Genomic DNA, 2,650 nt, shown 5'->3' on the forward strand with positions numbered 1-2,650 from the left:
AAGACCAATTCACACCGCGAAGCACGCTGGCTCCTGTACAAGGCTGAGTTCATAGTCGAGCCATCAAGACAATGAGGCATGCGGCCATGACCCGTACCCTGCACCACCGTGCTTGCCACCTATGTGAAGCCATTTGTGGTTTGAACATCGTGCTGAGCCACTCGCCTGGCGAACCTGCCCGGATCGAGTCCATCAAAGGCGATCCTCAGGACCCCTTCAGCCGCGGCCATGTCTGCCCCAAGGCGGTGGCACTGCAGGATATCCAGAATGATCCTGACCGGCTGCGCCAACCCCACCGGCGCGTGGGCGACCAGTGGCAGGCGATTGGCTGGGAGGAGGCATTTGAGCTGGCCGCCGAGCGCCTTTGGCGCGTGCAGCAGGCCCACGGCAATAATGCGGTTGCCGTGTATCAAGGCAACCCGAGTGTGCACAACTATGGGTTGATGACCCATGGCAACTACTTTTTAGGGCTGTTGAAGACCCGCAATCGCTATTCCGCCACCTCTGTGGACCAACTGCCCCAGCACCTGGTCAGCCACCTGATGTATGGCCATGGGCTGCTCCTGCCGATTCCGGACATCGACCACACCGATTTCATGCTGGTACTGGGCGGCAACCCCGTGGCCTCGAATGGCAGCATCATGACGGTCCCGGATGTGGAGAAACGCCTCAAGGCCTTGCAGGCCAGGGGCGGACGTCTGGTGGTGATCGATCCGCGGCGCACTGAAACTGCGGTCATCGCAGACAACCATTTATTCATTCGGCCGGGCGGCGACGCGGCCTTGTTGTGCGGGCTGCTCAATACCCTGTTCGAGGAGGGCCTGACACGCGGCTCGCATCTGCCGATTACCGGGCTGGCCGATGTCCGCGCCGCCCTGGCTCCCATGACGGCCGAGGACATGAGCGGCCTGTGCGGCATCTCGGCGCAGGCCATTCGCCAGTTGGCGCGTGATTTCGCCGCCGCCGACAAGGCGGTGTGTTACGGGCGTATGGGGGTATCGACCCAAGTGTTCGGCACGCTCTGTCACTGGCTGGTGCAACTGATCAACCTGGTCACCGGTAACCTTGATCGCAAGGGCGGGACACTGTGTACCGAACCTGCGGTGGACGTGGTGGCGAGCACCTCGGGTGGCCACTTCAACGCCTGGCAGAGTCGGGTCTCGGGCCTGCCAGAGTACGCCGGAGAACTGCCGGTGGCGGCGCTTGCCGAGGAGATGCTGACCCCAGGTGAGGGGCAGGTCCGCGCCCTGGTCACGGTCGCGGGCAATCCCGTGCTGTCGACGCCCAACGGGCGGCAATTGGACAGGGCACTGTCGGCGCTCGACTTCATGCTCTGTATCGACCTGTACATCAACGAAACCACGCGCCATGCCGATCTGATCCTGCCATCGACTTCAGCCCTGGAAAACGATCACTACGACACCACCTTCAACCTGCTGGCGGTCCGCAATGTGAGCCGGTTCAACCGAGCGATTCTGCCCAAGCCCGAGGGCGCCCTGCACGACTGGGAAATCTTCGTCGGCCTGGCCAAGGCGTATGCGCGCCGTGCCGGACGTGAACTGCCGCCGACCGTAGCGCCGGCGCAGATGATCGACAAAGCCCTGCGCAGCGGGCGTTATGGACAGGCGACGCCCTGGCAGCTGTCACTCGAAACCCTCGATGCACACCCTCATGGGTTGGACCTGGGCCCCTTGCAGGCCAACCTTGCCCATCGCCTGGGCACGGCGAGCAAAACCGTCGAGGCAGCGCCGCGTGTGCTGCTCGATGACCTGCAGCGCCTGGCCCGGCAGGCGCCGCCAGAAACCGGGCAACTGCTGCTCATAGGGCGGCGTCACGTACGCAGCAACAACTCCTGGATGCACAACTATCACAGGCTGGTCAAAGGGAAACCGCGCCATCACTTGTTGATGCACCCCGATGACCTGCGCCAGCGCCAACTGCAGGATGGCCAGCAGGTCAGGGTCAGCTCGCGAGCAGGGGCGGTGCAGGTGCAGGTACAGGCGTGCGAAAGCATGATGCCAGGGGTGGTAAGCCTGCCCCATGGCTTCGGGCATGGTCGTCACGGTGTGCGCCTTCAGACCGCCCAGGCACAGCCCGGCGTCAGCGCCAACGATCTCACTGACGAGCTGCTGCGCGACTCGGTCTGCGGCAATGCTGCGCTCAATGGCGTTCCAGTGCACGTGGAAGCCGCTTGAGCTTTGGCAAGGCCGAGCATGCAGCTCGGCTTTCCGTTACAATGCGTCACCGTGCCGACGCCCGTGTCGGAAAGTCAAGCCGAGGTGCTACATGGATATCATCGAAACGATCAAAGAGCAGATTGCCAACAACACCATTCTGCTTTACATGAAGGGCTCGCCGAATGCGCCGCAGTGCGGCTTTTCGGCCCGTGCCTCCCAGGCAGTGATGGGTTGCGGCGAGAAGTTCGCCTACGTCGACATCCTGCAGAACCCGGAAATCCGCGCCAACCTGCCCAAGTATGCCAACTGGCCAACCTTCCCCCAGCTGTGGGTCGGTGGTGAGCTGGTCGGCGGTAGCGACATCGTGCTGGAAATGTTCGAAAAGGGTGAGCTGCAGACCCTGATCAAGGATGCCGCTGCCAAGGCGAAGGCTGCCGAAGCGTAAAAATGCGCTTATAAAAAAACCCGCCATT

The 2,650-nt window shown here is 62.6% G+C and carries 2 protein-coding genes; both read left to right on the forward strand.

Features of this window, described 5'->3' with window-relative positions; translation table 11 throughout:
• Nucleotides 1-86: 86 nt before the first annotated feature.
• Nucleotides 87-2,195 (forward strand): molybdopterin-dependent oxidoreductase, encoded by a 2,109-nt coding sequence (locus tag ACF8R3_RS00190; protein ID WP_392514555.1) that lies wholly within the window; start codon nucleotides 87-89, stop codon nucleotides 2,193-2,195.
• A 91-nt stretch (nucleotides 2,196-2,286) separates the two neighbouring features.
• On the forward strand, nucleotides 2,287-2,622 hold the full coding sequence (gene grxD, locus ACF8R3_RS00195) for a Grx4 family monothiol glutaredoxin (protein WP_023535214.1): 336 nt from the start codon (nucleotides 2,287-2,289) through the stop codon (nucleotides 2,620-2,622).
• The last annotated feature ends 28 nt before the right edge of the window (nucleotides 2,623-2,650 follow it).

The organism is Pseudomonas sp. FYR_7 (assembly GCF_043106155.1).
Lineage (GTDB): Bacteria > Pseudomonadota > Gammaproteobacteria > Pseudomonadales > Pseudomonadaceae > Aquipseudomonas > Aquipseudomonas parafulva_B.